14 protein-coding genes are annotated in these 16975 nt (G+C 35.1%); all 14 read right to left on the bottom strand.

What is annotated here, in order from left to right; translation table 11 throughout:
* Positions 1-8: 8 nt before the first annotated feature.
* The 14 genes from cysC to AAEY80_RS06335 all read right to left on the bottom strand — a co-directional run bounded on the left by cysC (position 9) and on the right by AAEY80_RS06335 (position 16938).
* Positions 9-611 carry an adenylyl-sulfate kinase gene (gene cysC / locus AAEY80_RS06400; protein ID WP_350588076.1) on the bottom strand — a complete coding sequence of 201 codons (603 nt, stop codon included), beginning with the start codon at positions 609-611 and terminating at the stop codon, positions 9-11.
* Positions 612-675: 64 nt separating this feature from the next.
* Positions 676-2403 carry an SLC13 family permease gene (locus AAEY80_RS06395; RefSeq protein ID WP_350588075.1) on the bottom strand — a complete coding sequence of 576 codons (1728 nt, stop codon included), beginning with the start codon at positions 2401-2403 and terminating at the stop codon, positions 676-678.
* A 151-nt stretch (positions 2404-2554) separates the two neighbouring features.
* The gene (locus AAEY80_RS06390; protein ID WP_350588074.1) at positions 2555-2719 is read right to left on the bottom strand and encodes a hypothetical protein; all 165 of its coding nucleotides are present in this window, start codon (positions 2717-2719) and stop codon (positions 2555-2557) included.
* A gap of 153 nt (positions 2720-2872) precedes the next feature.
* The gene (locus AAEY80_RS06385; RefSeq protein ID WP_350588073.1) at positions 2873-3556 is read right to left on the bottom strand and encodes a Rossmann-fold NAD(P)-binding domain-containing protein; all 684 of its coding nucleotides are present in this window, start codon (positions 3554-3556) and stop codon (positions 2873-2875) included.
* Positions 3557-3800: 244 nt separating this feature from the next.
* Positions 3801-5000: a hypothetical protein gene (locus AAEY80_RS06380; protein WP_350588072.1), complete on the bottom strand. Its 1200-nt coding sequence runs from the start codon at positions 4998-5000 to the stop codon at positions 3801-3803.
* Between the two features lie 126 nt (positions 5001-5126).
* Complete coding sequence (locus AAEY80_RS06375; RefSeq protein WP_350588071.1) at positions 5127-5999, bottom strand: alginate O-acetyltransferase AlgX-related protein; 873 nt, start codon at positions 5997-5999, stop codon at positions 5127-5129.
* A gap of 27 nt (positions 6000-6026) precedes the next feature.
* Positions 6027-6782, bottom strand: a complete 756-nt coding sequence (locus AAEY80_RS06370; protein WP_350588070.1) for a sulfotransferase — start codon at positions 6780-6782, stop codon at positions 6027-6029.
* Between the two features lie 486 nt (positions 6783-7268).
* The gene (locus tag AAEY80_RS06365) at positions 7269-8084 is read right to left on the bottom strand and encodes a glycosyltransferase family 4 protein (protein ID WP_350588069.1); all 816 of its coding nucleotides are present in this window, start codon (positions 8082-8084) and stop codon (positions 7269-7271) included.
* 211 nt (positions 8085-8295) lie between these two features.
* The gene (locus AAEY80_RS06360; protein WP_350588068.1) at positions 8296-11082 is read right to left on the bottom strand and encodes a glycosyltransferase; all 2787 of its coding nucleotides are present in this window, start codon (positions 11080-11082) and stop codon (positions 8296-8298) included.
* A 282-nt stretch (positions 11083-11364) separates the two neighbouring features.
* Positions 11365-12030, bottom strand: coding sequence for an HAD family hydrolase (locus AAEY80_RS06355; RefSeq protein ID WP_350588067.1), 666 nt, complete (start codon positions 12028-12030; stop codon positions 11365-11367).
* On the bottom strand, positions 12017-12766 hold the full coding sequence (locus AAEY80_RS06350) for a 3-deoxy-manno-octulosonate cytidylyltransferase (RefSeq protein ID WP_350588066.1): 750 nt from the start codon (positions 12764-12766) through the stop codon (positions 12017-12019). Before AAEY80_RS06350 ends, AAEY80_RS06355 begins: the two co-directional genes overlap by 14 nt.
* A gap of 5 nt (positions 12767-12771) precedes the next feature.
* Entirely contained in the window at positions 12772-14379 is a 1608-nt protein-coding gene (locus AAEY80_RS06345; protein WP_350588065.1) for an aldolase catalytic domain-containing protein, read from the bottom strand.
* A gap of 51 nt (positions 14380-14430) precedes the next feature.
* Entirely contained in the window at positions 14431-15390 is a 960-nt protein-coding gene (locus AAEY80_RS06340) for a hypothetical protein (protein WP_350588064.1), read from the bottom strand.
* A gap of 153 nt (positions 15391-15543) precedes the next feature.
* Positions 15544-16938: a hypothetical protein gene (locus AAEY80_RS06335; protein ID WP_350588063.1), complete on the bottom strand. Its 1395-nt coding sequence runs from the start codon at positions 16936-16938 to the stop codon at positions 15544-15546.
* Positions 16939-16975 lie beyond the last annotated feature (37 nt).

Genomic DNA, 16975 nt, shown 5'->3' with positions numbered 1-16975 from the left:
CGAGTCGCCTATTTGATGAACTTATTATTGAGTAAGTAGTCCACCACTTGGTTGGCGCATTGTTCGATATCATCGCAATTGGTTGATAAATGGATTCTTGGTGAGAGTGGTGATTCATACGGTGAATCAATCCCGGTAAAGTTTTTGATCATCCCATCACGTGCTTTTTGATAAAGTCCTTTAGGATCGCGTTCTTCACAAGTCTTGAGTGGTGCATCAACGAAAACTTCAATGAAACGCTCATCACCGATCAATGCTTTTGCTTGCAATCTATCGGCTCTAAACGGTGAGATAAATGCCGTACTCACTATCAGCCCTGCATCTAAAAAAAGGTTGCTTACTTCAGATATACGACGAATATTCTCCACCCGATCCTCGTCGCTAAACCCTAAGTCTTTATTCAGACCGTGTCTCACATTGTCCCCATCTAAAAGATAGGTGGTATATCCCTTATCAAACAACAGTCTATCTACCGCATTTGCCACAGTCGATTTTCCAGAGCCCGAAAGTCCTGTATACCATAATATACAAGGTTTAGACCCAATATTTTCTTGTCTCTCTTTAGGAGACACACCTGCATCATGCCATACAATGTTGGTAGCTTTACTCATGTTTCATCCTCAGTTTCAATAAAGTCTCTAGTACAACTAGTAATTAAGTATGTTCAATGGCTATTTAAAATGGGTAAATGATAGGAATCATAATAACACAGACAAAAGTGTACACCACCGTGATCAACCCGCCCACTTTTACAAAGTCTTTTATCTTATACAGTCCTGTATTATAAACCATCAAATTGGTCTGATAACCAAAAGGACTAATAAATGAGCAAGAGGCACCGAAGCACACTGCCAAAACTAATGGAAAAGCGTTGACATTCATGCCACTCGCTAAGCTATAGGCAATTGGGAACATCAATGCTGCTGCTGCGTTGTTGGTCAAAAGCTCAGTTATCGCGATTGTGAGAACCATCACACCAAGTAATGTCCATACAGGTGCATAACCGACCAAACTATTAGCAGCAAAGCTGGCGATTTGCCCATCCATTCCTACCGCTTGCATTGCGTTTGCTAAACTCAAAGCACTGACTACAATCAGCCAAATACTCACGGGAAAATGACGTTTCACCTCGTCGACACTAATACAACCTGTAAATAATAAAGCCGCAAATAAAAACAACGATAAATCAAATAGCGATCTGCCAGTGACTACTGAACCCACAATCATCGCTACAAAACCTACCATCACGAGCTTTTCACGCCAGCCCGAGATCATATTGTCTGGTGTTACACCTGATAATATATAAAAGTTTTTGCGCAAATTGTCACGACTAGCGAAATCAGTACCTGTTGCGAGTAGCAATAAGTCTCCTGCTCGCAGGTGTACTTCACCCAGCCTACCACTGACTTGCTCTCCTTCACGGCGTATTGCGACAACAGCAGCATCAAACTTTGCTCTAAAACCAGTATCCTTCAAGCTTTTTCCGACTAAATTAGAGTCTTGCTTAATAGCAACCTCTGTCAACTCTTGAGTTAACAACCCAGTTTTATGCGCAAATAACTTAAGTCCATCAAACTGATCTAACACTTGTATTCTTTTTACATTACCGCTAAACAGTAATTTATCCCCAGCTCTTAACACTTGAAAGTGTGAAACAGGCCTAACCAACCGATCACTACGTATGATTTCTACCAAAAACAAATCGACTAAGTTTCGTAACCCTGCCTCTTCCACTGTCTTACCGACTAAGCTTGAAGTGCTCTCCAGCTTCGCTTCTACGAAGTACTCTTCAACAGCCTCTTCAGGCATCTCTTTTTCGGGTAACAGGAGGCTGGTAAAATAAAGGACAATCGCCCCTAGTACAAAAATAATGATGCCAATGGGGGTTAAGTCAAAAAAGCCGATCGCATCATGGCCTTGCTTTACCCACATACTATTAACCACTAGGTTAGTAGAGGTCCCTATCAGTGTCATCGTACCGCCTAACGTTGCGGCAAAGCACATAGGTAGCAGTACTCGGGCGGTATTCACTTGGGGGTTTTTTTGTATGCTACTTATCATTGCAGCGACAACGGCGGTATTGTTTAATACCGCTGAGGATATACCTGAGAAGGTAATAGTGCGTACTATCGATGATCGTTCAGATTTAGAGAATAAAGATCGAGTCAGATGTGTCAGTACGCTGGTCTTCTCCAATGCATACGCAATAAGGATTAACAACACTAATGTTGCCAATCCTTCGTTTGCTGCGTTGCCAAGTAAGGTGGCGCTATCCACCCATCCTAGGGCAAATACTAGAACAAGCACACCGCCAAAGATGGCCGTAGTATGTTGCTGAAACTTGACAAGCAATACAACTAAGCTCACCAAAATAATGGTCAGCAACCACATGGATAGGGTCATAACATATAAACCTAAGTATCCTTGCCCCTGGCAAAGTCAACTGTTAATAAAATGCTCAGATTAGCGCAAATGGTCTGAGAAAGTGCTACAAATAAAGATAGCGAACAGACTTATAGCTAATGAGTATACATGCTTATCCTATCTGTGACTCCTAGTCTTGTGATTCATACCCGTTAGGGTTAGCTTGCTGCCAACGCCATGTGTCTGCCATCATATCTTGTAAGCTTAATTTGGCGTACCAACCTAAACTATTTTTGGCTTTATGCGGATCAGCAAAACAAGCGGCAATGTCACCGGCGCGTCTAACTACCTCCACATTATTATTAATTAGAACAACACCAAGATATCCGATACCATGACATAATGTTTAGTATCAAGCAACTAAGACAGCATATGTAAAAATATATCTCACACACTACCAGTGAATAACACGTAACACTTACAAGGATTAAGACAACTTCTATAATGACTAAACTTTAGCCTTAAGTTTTTGATATAAGTAATCTTCACAAAAATCAGTTTTTATACCAAACTCTTCTATAAAACTCTTCATATCAGAGAGGTCTAGTTCATACCCATCATTTTTTTCGATTAACTCATAATTAGCTTTTTTATTTAAGAGCTTCTCGAATATATAGACGATATCTAACACCTTGTACCTATAAGGGTTCGCAACATTCAAAATAATAGGAGTGCTAGAATACTTTAAGAAATCACACACTAAATTAGTTAGGTCGTTTATTTCAATAACATACCGATAAGCTTCATCATACAACCTAAACTGTCTTTCATTTAAGATTGAATAATATAAAAAATTAATTAAAGTCTTATGCTCTTTGAGACTACCAAATAATTGAGGCACTCTAAAAATACAGTAATTGTTAGTTGACTGAATTATCAACTCCTCCATATGCTTCTTATGTTGATAATACCTGCTATTTGAATAAGACGGAAAAGACAATGCTGAACTACTAAAATATACAATACGGCCGTCCTGAAGATTTTGTATGTATTTCAACAAAAGCTTTTTCTCTCTAACGAACTGGGTTGGATCAGTACAATTTGAATCAGAAACCCCACTAGCAAAAATTATCAAATTATCATCATCATAACTTTTAAAGGCTGTCGCTATTTGTCCGCTACCTACTATCATAAGTTTCTACACCTCTAAAAAAAAGCAAATAAATTTTATTAGCTTACAACATCCAATAAGCCTTACACTTCATAAATAAAGTTAAACTATATATTTATATTGAACATATTTTTTATAAAAAATACTACTGAAATAAATTATTATCCAGAGTAAAAAAAGATATAAATAGGTAAACTTTATTATCTAACTAAAAAACTACTTAGTTTAGAAAACCCGATGCTAAACTCTTCTAAACTGAGCTTGACTAAGATGAATACTCTTTAACTTTATTACTGATAAACTCACCATTAGGTCTAGCTCTTTGTGCAAGCATCATAAGGTAGCATGCATCTTGTTTTGACAAACGGATATTTTCGTCATATTTAAGAGCTATATCCCTTAATATATTAGCGTCTGAATCTTTCAAATTCATATATTCATAACCTAATATTCCGGAAAGAAGATCTTCTAACATTAATGCAACTTCAGTTATAGGGACGCACTTTTCATTAAGATCAATATCTTGGGTAGTAGCGGGCGCTTTAAAGAGATATTTACCATCAAAATATTTATCAAAAAATCGTTTGTTAGAAGACTTAAATCTTTCTGAAATCTCACTGCTCAGCTCGTCATTAAACCTTCCTAATTTTATTTTATCACAGTTACTAACAATTGATTTCAAGTGACCATTCTGAGTATTTATACCTTTTCCACTACTATTGAATAATGGTATCGATGCGTTAATTTTTCTGTATAATACACCCTCAATAAAACTTAGCGATTCATTAGCACCATTAAGGTCATAACAGAGATCTTTATAATGAACACCTATATTAATAGAATTAATAAAATCCATTCTCAAATCAGAGTTTAAGAACCGCTCTCTGTCATACACTTTAAAGATACAATTTCCTAATCCAAAGATATCTGACCATCTATTAGCTATTTCATAAAAGTTATAATAATACGTAGTCTCACTGATGTCTTGCTGAAACTCTTTGAAATTATCAACTGAGGAAACCTTTAGAGCTGTACTATACAAGCTCTGGCGCATAGCAGACTGTTCACGAAAATAACAAATAACTTTAACATTCTCAAAGACCTGATATAGGAAATTCTTAAGTTTAACAATTGAATCTGCATTAACTAATCTGCTATGAAAGTGCTCAGAAGTTATGATCATATAATCATGATTTTTACTGGCTTCATTGATTTCTGAGCATAACTCCTGTCTGAAGTTTTTAAAAAAAACATCCTTTTCATGTTGAGTGTCAATTCCTTTAGTTCTAAACCAGTCATCGAAATGGTCCATAAAATAACATACTAACAGCCTGTTATTTGGTTTTCCCAAAAAATTACTCAGATAAACTCTATTCTCTGATAGTTTATCTTTATTGTAATAAAGCCAATTTTGTAAAACTGTGGTACCTGTTTTCTCTGTACCAATATGTAAAATACATTGCATTTAATTACTCTCAGGTGATAAAGAACTTAATTTCCATAGCCTATCAAAAAGCAAGTGTTAGACTAAAATCAGGAATTCCAAAATAATATATACTTAAAAAGCGACAAAGAAGTTTTCAATTATCCACTATAAAAGCTCATGTTCATATGAAAAATCAAAAATTTCTATCAGTTTACTTATAAAACCTCTAGAAGGATTGTCCTTTATTCGATTTATTAGAGGAATTAAGAAGAAGTCATTTCTATATTTATCTTCATTGACAAAAGATAAATACCTCTCTGCATTACCTGTAAAAACTACATCTGGGGAACATCTTTCTACTACTTCATAATGAAAGAAAGGTGTTCTACAAAAAATAATTTCAGAATAGAAGTATGAAAGTTCGTTTAACATATTTCTGAAGAAAGAGTCGCCAAATATTAATAGTTTTTTGTCCCAGATTGCAGTTTCATTCACATAAATATCTATAATCCCGTTATTACCACTGACCAAGCCATTTGTGTGTTTTTCTACATTCGGATTGACATAATTTAATTTAACTTCCGTTATTTTTTCAGTTAATTTACTAGACAAATCCCCTACAAAACCTTTTTGAGCTTTAATAAAATCAACCTTATCTATTTTAAATTTTTCTATATAGTTTTCCTCAATTATCATTTTAGATAGAGCGATCTCATTTCCTTTAGCACTTAAATGAGTATCGCCACGTAAATAACAATCCTCAGCCTCTTCAAGATTAAACTCTATAAAATTTACTGGTTCAGCATTTATTTTTAACTCATAACTTGACTTATATAGAGAAATAATATCTCTATCAATATTGCTTCTTAAGCTATAAATCTTGTCAGGGAAGATATAATGTTGATAATCAATATTTAACTTTTGACAGTAGTCACTACGAGATTTTATATTATTCCAAAAATTATTAATTGAAACTTCACTGGGTTTTTTGCCTGTAAAATAATTTAGCACATCATGTTTACCCTTCTTTAAAAACAAGTGAAAACCCTTGCCTTTTAAAATAAACTATTCACTTTTTTCAGCCCTTACTAATCTTTCATACATCTCTTGACAAGCTAAATCTATTTGGCTACTTATATTTACATACGACCCTTTCATTAAACTTTCTGTATTAAGTCTATGGTTTTTTTGAACAACTTCTATCCCATTTATATATTCATCAATCTTGTTTTGTATGTAATTATTCTCGCTCACGAGCCTTTCATATGAAACAAGTGATATTCTAGAATCTTTTTCAAGACCTTGATCAAAGTATAGTTGATTTCTCATCAACCACATGAGCGCAACTGACTCTTCAATGGACATATCAGGATGATAGAACTTATTGAAAAGTTCATAGCAATTATGAGTTAAACCTTGAGATCTCCAGTTATTCTCATTTCTATTAATGATTACTTTAAAAAAGTCCTCCGCTGTCCTATTAGGCCACTTCGTTATATTTGATGAAATCACATCTTTATAGTTCCTAAAAGACCAGAGCCCAAATGAATCTTCAAAGAAATTTAAAATTTTATCGGCATTCTGGCTCTCAACCAACGGCTTACAGACAATCAGTCTATACTTCTCATCAAGATTATTAAATATTTCTTGAACTTCATTGAGCTCTTTTAATCTAATAGTTTGGCCTGCTTCTTTGTAATCCTCCTTATTAATCGGCACATTTGTTTCAGCGTAGTGTTTAACATTAGGGTGCTCACCAATAATACTTGATAATATAGACGTTCCAGAACGTTGAGCACCAAAAATAAATAACTTTTTCATAATTACGACCCATATGTATAATAAAACTTTATAATTTTTAAATAAAACTAAATATCAATTATTCGTACGGTAGGATTTACAACAAATATTGACTGAATAAAACACATAATACTGATTAACCAATAAGATATATCTTTAATAAATATAATTAATTAATATCGACTAAACTTAGTAGTTAACGCATTAGGCAATTAAAAGCTTGCAAATTTATTAATTGCTCTAGAGGTTTTACAAAGCATAAACCGCTTAAATGAGGTATAGGAGCTTTACCCAAAAAAATTGGAAAATTTACCAGCATAGCAGGACAAATTTAGAGGTTTATCGTCAGCAGTGTATAAATAAAAAACTAGAGCTTCAAATATTACATTCAATTTTTTATAGCATGATATTGCAATCTAAGTTAACCTTATCTTTTAAAAGATTAATTTAATTCACTACCTTTTTATTTAAACCATTTCACATAAACAAGGTATTAATAACACTAATTTAACTTATTAGCTGTGAATATAATTTCCGATACTCCTCGATCATAATACTCATCTCAAACTTTTTGAAATTACGACCTGAATTTCTTGATAAATCTTGATATAAGTTATTATCTTCGTATAATTTAATCATAGACTCCTGTAAATCCCCAACATTAACTGTGTCATTTTCTAAATCTAAAATTATCGCCCCATCACCTACAGAGTCACATGTCATATTTACAATTTCGCCAATATTGCTGGATATGATAGGCTTAGACTGAGCCATATACTCTATTAGTACCAATGGCATGGACTCGCCAATAAAGAAGCTGGGTAACATGCATACATCTGATATAGAGATATAATCTTCTACATTAGACACTTGACCTGTAGAATGAATAAAATCGTAATTATATGAATCACTTACTACTTGTTCATATTCCCCCGATCCCACTAATAACAAATCAAACTTATAACCCTCTCGATTAAGATTAGTTATCGCTTCACACGCAACCCCCCAACCTTTCGACGAAATTGCACGGCTTACTAAGCAGAAGACAAATGCATCTTCACGTATGCCCAACTTTTCTTTTTCTAAAGATTTAGGAGTTTCTGCCTCATACCCGTTTAATATTTTAGTTATACTCAAAGGTTTCTGATTAATAACATCAAAAGCCTTCATATTCTTTTGAGCAATATAGACCCAATGATCGACTTCAAACTGCATTTTGATAAATTGAGCTATAAAATCACCATCTGTATCAGGATGCATTACTAACGATTCGTAACAACCATGCATCGTCACCACCCATCGTACGCGTTCAGGAATTTTCATGAAGTTTTCATGTATATATTTATCTGCCCACCATAATGAACTATGTATAATATCTATATCATAAGTAAGACATACATCATTTATATTATTAGACAAATTAATAATGGGAATCTCAGGATTTATCTTCTGGATAACATTTTTATGGGATTCGTATTTATTAACATTCAGTAGTACTACACGCCCCCCTAACCCCATCCATGCATTAGCAAGTCTAATTGCGAATACTTGCCCCCCCTCCAGGTCCTAAATCACTAACAACTACTGCAATATTGGGCAAGATCTTTCTTGATATAAGTAGATTTTCTCTAACTTTAGCTATGTATTTATGATCATAAAGTTGATCTACAGTTTCGTGAAGATGCGCAAACCTATCAATTTCATTATTTATTTCAGAAAACGCTCTAATTAATAGTTGTTTAGAAGTCTTAAATTCAGAGAAAACATATTCTGAAATAAGTTGGCGCTCATAAAAATACTCTTTAGTACCTTCGATTTTCTTTACTTGTGATGCACTATGTCTTCTAAAATAATTTATTGCACCAACATCGTAGGCAAGCTTACCTTCTTTCAAGCACTCCAAATATATCAACCAGTCGCCACACATTTTAAAAGACTGTGCTCTAGCTAAAGTGCTACCAAACGATGATTTTCTTATTAGTAAACCACTTGCATTAATAAGTGTACATACTGCTCCTAGTTGTTCGTTAACTTCTTGAATCCCTTGAATTATATAAGAGTTCTCAAACTTGTTAGAGTGTGCTTGCTCAAAATATGAATCAAAAGCGTGTTTCTTTAACTCGCTCTTTTCATCTATCATTTCTGTTTTGGCAGAGGCTATATTTACTAATTCATTCTCAAAATAAGGTATTAAAGATTCTAGAAAATTCTTGCTACAGCTATCATCTCCTTCAGCGATCCAAACTATATCAGATTTTGCAAGCTTAATACCTTTTTCCCATTGTACAAATGGAGAACCAGAGTTTTTTCCATTACCAATCAACGTGAGACGAGGGTCATTCAAGTATTTTTCAGCTATTATTAATGAACCATCTGTAGAGCAGTCATCTAACGCTATGATTTCTATATCCTTCAAGGACTGATTTAAGATTGATTGAAATCGCTCATCTAGAAATTTTTCATGATTATAGAAAGGAATTATGACACTTACTGAAGGCTTATAGTCCGTATTTCCTCTAACAGCCTCAAAAACTTCGATCATCTTTATTTCAGTAGTATATGAAGATAACAGCCTATGCTGAGCATTTTTCCCCAAAATATTTATTAAGTCTCTATCTTTCATTAATTCATGTATTTTCTGTGCAGTTAGTGCAGCATTTTGATCATCCAAACAGATCCCAGCATCCGTTTTTATAAAATCATCTATTCCAGTATTGTTTTTAAAGCATATTGTAGGCACACAATGCTGTGCAGAAAGCAATACTACTAGTGGGAAAGGGTCTTCACGTGAAGATAGGAAAAAGATATCAGCTGCAGCAAGTAACAAGTCTGCGTTTTCCCGGTGCCCAACGAAACTAATATACTCCCTCTCTCTAGGTGTTAAACTTAGTTCTAACTCTTGCTTATCTTCGCCATCACCAATCCAAACAAAGTGAAAGCTTTCATTCGTTATTTGTCTCAGCTCTCTAGCTGTCTGCAGAAATATATCCGGTCCTTTTCGCCAATAAGCAGTTCCGCAGCCCATTACGACAAAATTACTACCCTCAATATTTAACTGCTTTCTTGCATATTTTTTTAATGAATTGCTACCATATTCATAATCAGCGACTGGAGTGATAAATGCTGGTATTGTTGTTATATCAGACTTATCAATATGATAAGTCTGATATAATGCATTAGTAACGTGTTTCGACCCTGATATCCAATGAGTTGTATGTTTTTTTAATTCACTCATCTCATCAGGAAAAATACTGAGAACTTTCTCCATCTCATGAATATTTGAAATTATTCGACTATTCACTGGTAAGTTATATTGTTTAAGCAACTGAATATATCTGCCTGAGACAACGGTACTTAAATATACAAATTCAAACTCATCTTCTATAAATGCAGAGAAGCTATCGAAGTCATCAACCTGTTTGTTATACAGTGTGTATACTTCACCGTATAAAGCGTAATCACGGACCATAGGACCCATGTTCAGTAGCAGGATTTTTACTACTCTATCTGTATGCTCAGAGAACCATCTTACAACATCTAATAGAACCTTTTGAGCTCCAGCAGTTATTCCATCATGACCAACAAATAGTAAGCTTTTTTTAAGTTTAGACTTGTTAATTCCCTCTGCTTTTCTCAAAGGCCTATATGCACGCCCTTCGTTGAAGCCAAACTCTCGATAATGCTTAAATGCTGATAACTTAGCCCCTCTTACATCAGCATTTAATTTATAATATAATTTCGGATCAAAATACTCATTAGGCATTCGACCTTCACTCTCACCAAATTCATAATAATGTTTTTCAGGATCCATATTTGCATCACTGACATCTGGATTTTCTTTAAAATAAAAATCTACATCAAAATCTATACTTGTCATTGATGAAGACACTTCAGATTCCTGCTCATCCACACCTTCAACTGACTCAATAAGGATGTCTTTTGCAGATTCTTTATTATTATGGGTCTGACATTCTATAAAACAGTTTAATTTATCTTCTAAACTTGTGGCACTAACTACCTTGTCTATTTCTGGTGTCGTAATAGATCCATTTGGTCTACGCTTCTCATGGATACCTCTTTTCAAATAATGAAAAAAAGGATTCACTCCTGCTGCTTTCACATCTTTATGCTCTTCTAAGTAAAAGTTGGTATCGAACCATACACAAGGATTTTTACCTTTAGACCAACCAGATGCAAAATAGTGCTCAATTAAATCCCCCTCGGGTGTATCACTCTCATCAAACTGAGAAAGATAATATCCATCATCAAAAGCATTTAGCGGTTTAATAAACTCAATTTGAATTTTTAGTTGTTTGTTCAAAACCTTCCACCTTAGTTATAAATTGATTTATATATCGAGCAGGCTCTGCAAAAGACGTGCTTGTTTCTACTTCTATTCATGTAAGTTAATTATCATACAAATAAGTAACATCGACCAATTATTCGAATATAAGGGAGCTTATATATTGTAACATTATTATATTGAAATGTTATTCGAAATACTACTCAACATTATAGTTTGCCAAGTTTACCTCTACGGTTTCTTCAGCATAGCTCATACCTTCCTTTTTACAGTATAATGTAAAGTTAAATTCAATAATTTTTACTGTAAATCGCTCAAGCTGTTAATAATCAGCAAGTCTTCTTTCTCTTCGAAGAACTGCTCATATTCATCAAACTCACTCCAATCAGTAACAAAGATAAAGTCAATCTCTCCAACGCTCTCGACAGCTGTATAGTCATACTGACTGTCTCCAATAAAGACAGCAGGTGACTTAATGTTACCCTGCTCGCGCTCACGACTCATAATGACTTCCTTGCTATCAGGACTACCGAATATACCACCGTCAAAAAACTGAGCGATATCACGCTCAGCAAATAGCTCACGAAGCTCAGCTTGATCCCCGCCAGATACAATTAGCCATATACTGTCTTTGGTTTTTTCTCGCAATTCAGTTAAGCCTTCTGCTATCTGACAGCTTCGCAGACCCTTATGTACTTCTGCTGCATAGCTTGACAATAGATTATCTAAATTTGGTTGATCCTTTGATTGCGCTAAATCCTCTTCATTGAGGTTATCGATAAACCACTGAAACTTCTTATAACGAGAGATACCACCACGCTCTACGTGATACTTGACCAAACGCTCTGCGGCAGCTGGGCCAAATGCTAAAGCCGTATTATAGAAAGCTTGAGTCTTGACTTTATTAGAGTTAAGCACCACCCCATCACAGTCGAAGATGATGGTTTTATAGTTATTGAGCTCCATAACCATCCTTTCTCATTGCGCTTTCTACTGCTAAAACATCTTCTACTTTATCAACGGCCAAACTACCAGGGTGTGTTTCATACATAAGAATCGACTTATCTGCTTCTAGAAAACGTAAAATCTCGATATCTTCACAGGCTTCTAACGTACTTTTTCGATCAAAATTAGAAAACCATAAAAGCTCTTCTTTAGTAAAGGCATAAATACAAACCTGTTTCTTGTAACCGGTAGGTGCGTCCTTAGCTGCTTTAAAGCCTGGGATAGCACTTCTTGACATATACACTAGCTGATCATTTTCTGTGGTAATTACCTTTGGAATATCGACACTGTTAGGGTCTTCCGTTTGGCTTAACCAGCAATAACCGTTAATAATAGAATCCATATTCTGTTTTTTTAACTCAACTGCTCGAATGATATCTTTAGGATTAATGATGGGCTCATCACCTTGCACATTAATATAGATATCTGCATCAACCTGTTGAGCGGCTTCTGCTAAACGGTCCGTACCTGTCAAGCAGCTATCTGATGTCATTACAGCCTGATAACCCGCGCTAATTACCACATCAGCGATACGATCATCATCTGTTGCAATATACACGTTATCATGACCTACTGCGTTTTCGGATAACTCTGCGACCCACAGAATCATAGGCTTACCCAAGATAGCGGTTAGCGGCTTCCCTGGAAAGCGACTTGAAGCGTATCTAGCAGGGATAATTACAACAGCTTTTGTCATTTCATTTACATCGCATAGATGGATTGAGTAGATAGATTGTAAGTAGTGGGCGTAATTGCAGTGATTGGTAAGTCTGAAGACTCTTTGTATAAACGTAATACTTTCTTCATCTCAATAGCTCTTGGATCATCAGCATTATAGCCATCAAAACCTGCAATCCAGATACGATTAGCTTGTCCCGAAGTGATCGCTGCTAAGGCATAGCAAACTACTAAAGAAGATGGAACCGTACAATAATCTTTCTGAAAAGCAAACTTGTCTTGTTCAACATGAATACCAAAATCTTTAATCTCTTTTTTAGAGAGTTGAGACTGTAAATCTTCCGGTAACATTGAAAATGGTGTGATAAGAGGCTGCGGCAATGATACATGCTCCTCTACATCTGCTAGAAGTCTAACTGGATGACAAGCGATACGATAGTCGATTAGCTCAGCATCAATACCTGTTTGAGTATTCATAGCGATCACAACAGGCTTATTCGCTTTAATATAGTTCTCTAAGGAATTTCTATGGCGTAAAACACCAGGACCCGCGCCTAATAGCAGCACATCACGATTAGCAAAAGCTTCTTGGGGAGACCAACTACCTTGTGGTTCGGTTGAATAGAACTCTCTTGCATTATTCAAAGTAGCAGTACTAAACTTCTTACCACCTTCATTACGCAAGTAATCAATAACGGCTAATAAGTCCTCTTCATCATAGCGACTATCTGCCATCATAGACTGGATATAAGAGGGATGAATGCCGTACTTTCCTGCTAAGAAATAGTATGGATTAGAGCCCCAACCATACTGGATTTGCATCGGCTTAAAGTACTTACGAATGATGGTCATCAATGGAACTAGGTTGGTTGGTTTACCACGTAGCTCTGCTACTTCTATAGCGAGCTCTTCAGTTCTTGCGTTACCTGGACCACGACCCATACCGGTCACAGTAGCATCGACCCAAGTGACACCTTCTGATATGGCACATAATGTATTCGATAGGGCTAGGTTTAAGTTATCATGGGTATGAATGCCAAGTGCTCCATCCCAATGCGTACGTAACCAACCAATAATCTTAGAGACATCATCAGGTTTCATGCTGCCCATGCTATCAGCAAAATAAAGCGCGTCTAGGGGATACTCTTTAGCAAGCTGTGCAAGCTTAATCACTTCTTCTTCGGTACGGTCAGCGATTTGCATGAGGTTAAAACCAACGCGGTAGCCCCTGTCTGTTAGCCAGCTCACAGCCTGCAATGCCCCCTCAAATTCATAGACATGACTGGCAATACGTACTAAATCTACTGGTGACTCGTCCGCTGATACAGGAAAAAGGGCTTCTAGAACTTCCAGCTGGGGGATGTCACCTACTAATTCAGAAGCATTAACCATAACACCAACCGTTAAGCTATCAGGAATAGGTAAGCTATTAATGAAGTCGTCTGTGGTAAAGGCTGAGGCTCCTTTAAAGCCACTATTTTTTAATGAACGCAGACCAAGCTCAACTATATTGACCCCTGCTGCTGCCATGGCCTCTAAATACTCTTCGATGACCTCCTGAGAGAAGTCCCATGAGTTATAATAACCACCATCTCGTAGCGTGCAGTCTAATAATTTAATTTTCTTTTCCATGAGATTATCCTTATTACTACATTATAAAAGAGTCGCTATGTAGTCCTTAGTCTATAATCCTAGAGATTTAAAATAGCTCTTATAGTATTTAAACGCTTTGTTAAAATGCTCGCTATTTTCAATATTCATATTAGCTATTGATTCCTTAGCGCAGATAGCGTTTAAAATAATCACACCAAATGTTTTTTTTAAAATAGGGGAATACTCTAATATTTCAATATTACGCGTCATAAACACATCATAAGCATCATCTGCTAATAAACGGTTAGATAACATACTCCCCCAATATGGAATTTGTTTACTCTCTTTTTTTTCTTTCAAAGGTACAAGTTTATATATAGCACGCACTGTTTGTGCAAAACGTTCTTGAAACATATAATTCGATATCGCAAGAGCACAGGTCTTTTCTAAAGGGTCACCAAAATCAGCAAAAGTATCCACAACTGACCATAAACTACGAACTGCTAAAACCTTACTTAGTTCTATAAAGTTTTTAGTATAAAATTCCTGAAAAAACACCCAGTCTTTATCCATAAAGGAATATTCATGCCCTTTGAAAACACCCCGCGAACTATAAGCACGTTTTCCGCGTCTTAGTCTGATCATCAGTATTTTAAATGCTATCAGGTCAGAATTGACTCTGAAGACATCTAATACGTCTTTATCTTGACAACTAAAGTCCCTTCTATCTGGAATTTGAAAGCTTTCAAATTTATTTCTCCAAATAATCGCATCGCCACAAAACTTAATAGTAGTCATCACTTTAGTGCTATTAGAGATAGTTATTAGATAAAAATTACCTTCTATATTCTTTGGTAGTATCTTCTCAAACGAGAAACCACAATAAAGGTTACTACAAATGCCTTTATCAACCACGCTTTTTCTATGCTTTCCTAATGTCGTAACATATTCTTTTCCCACACTATCCGTAATCTTTATCTGTGTACTGACATCATCAGTTGCCACCCAACCTGTTAGGTTGCCTTGGTGATAGTCTATACTGTATTTCATATTCAAACCTCGACCTCTTCTATTCTTCAATTTTTTAAATAATGCAGATTATCAGCTTTAAGTAAATATTTGCTAGTACAAATCATCTCCAAATCTTTACGCGAAGAAATACTACAACTCTTAAAGAAGTGGAGCAGTTTTTAAAAAAATATTTCATAAGTAATTATTAACAAGTTTATTTAATAGATTTTCTCTCTCACCTTTACACTCTACGTTTTCAAAATTACTCATCAAATACTTTATTTGCTTCCAGCCAATTTCTTCCAGTTGCTCAGCTGAGCTAACAATATTTTCATTATCTTCAGATAACAATATTAATTTTTGAATATTTATATTAGCTCTATGAGAAACCCATTTAACATCCTGAATATTTCTCTCTATTACTTCTCTAGTCAAATCCTTTGATATCTCAAACTTATTTTTAGCCAGTGGTTTTATTAAATTTATCAGATTTAGCAACTTATCATTTATATCCTGACTCATGACTTGATTTCTTATATAATAGTTATTAAATACATAACAAACAGATAGCTCCTCTAAAGACAATGATTGATTTGACGAAAGAGACTGTACACTTTCTTTTAACCCTATAGCACTTACGAAGTCTGTTACAATATCCCTACCTATCAAACTTTCCTTATCAAACAGCCTAACCATAACTTCAGACTGACCAAAAACCCGATCGAACTTGCCAATAATATTTTGGTAGTTTGGATATAGGTTTCCTGAACTTAGATTATCAAATTTATTACCACTGGCTCCATTTTTAATTATTTCTTGAAAGTGGCTAGATATGTATGAATGCGGAGGACGTATGTAAATTATAACTTTAATAACATCAAAGTAACCATTTAGAAAAATTTTTAGCTTTTCTAAACTATTATTCGGAAGTACTGAAATATCCTCACCTGATATTATTACATCGTTTGATGAACTACTAATAAAATCGTCTATGATAGTAATTGCCTCGTAATTAAATGCGAGACAATCATAATAGTTTCTACTACTTCTACGATGAATATGATAGTCAGTAGGGTTTTCAGTAAAAATTGAGTAAAAAGGAATACTATGGTTTTCAGAAACAGCTTTTAAATAGGACTTGCTACTATTAAACTGGTGGCGGCTAAGTGATGCTTGAATACTAGTGGAGCCTGTTTTATGCATACCTACGTGTAGATAGCACTTTTTAGACGAGTGCTTTGAGGATTTTTCTTGATTTACATAAGAATCAAGTAACAGCTTATTTAAAGATGCCTTTACTACTGGAGTAGGTTCAATAACTGTCGATGTCGATAGTTGTTCTACTCTCAAGTTAAATATATCTATACTTTCATCTATATTAAAATTTTCAAATACAAAACCACATTCCCCAGTAGGATGCAATCCTTTCTCTTTCAAATCTGGTCTTAGTAAATCAGCTACAGTTTTGGCTATTACTTTATCATTATGTTTAAGAACTAATTCAACACTTTCTTCATTACCTTTCTCAAATACCCAACCACTAATTCTATTAGATCTAAATACATCTACTTTTCCTAAAACCTGCATCTCTATCTCCTAATAAAATATAGTTCGTTTTCTTAGT

Source organism: Psychrobacter sp. 78a-MNA-CIBAN-0178, assembly GCF_040309625.1.
Taxonomy (GTDB): Bacteria; Pseudomonadota; Gammaproteobacteria; order Pseudomonadales; family Moraxellaceae; genus Psychrobacter; species Psychrobacter okhotskensis.
Note: the sequence above shows the minus strand (reverse complement) of the source record. Positions and strands in the feature narration are given on the sequence as shown.